The 401-nt window shown below is 61.4% G+C and carries 1 protein-coding gene; it reads left to right on the forward strand.

Features of this window, described 5'->3' with window-relative positions; translation table 11 throughout:
* On the forward strand, positions 1–401 hold a 401-nt coding region (locus AC1DSC_RS32730; protein WP_478132105.1), incomplete at both ends, for a nitroreductase family protein.

Consider the following 401-nt stretch of genomic DNA (forward strand, 5'->3'; position numbering starts at 1 on the left):
GTATTCGCTGGGCCGCAACCTGTCGGCCTCCAAAGAAGAACTGGCAACCCTGATCCAAGACGCGATCAAGCACAGCCCCTCGTCGTTCAATTCGCAAAGCTCGCGCGCCGTCATCCTGTTTGGCGCTGAAAGCGTGAAGCTCTGGGATCTGGCCATCGAAGAAGTGCGCAAGGTGGCGCCGGCCGAAGGGTTCGACAAGACCGAAGCCAAGCTCAAGAGCTTTGCCGCTGGCKTGGGCACCGTGCTGTTCTTCGAAGACCAGGACGTTGTGCGCAGCCTGCAAGAAAAGTTTGCGCTGTACGCCGACAACTTCCCCRTGTGGTCGGAACAGTCGGGCGGCATGGCCCAGCTGTCGGTCTGGGCTGCGCTGGCCAACGCTGATGTCGGCGCCAGCCTGCAAC

The sequence above is a fragment of the Variovorax sp. 01N425 genome, from assembly GCF_056399465.1.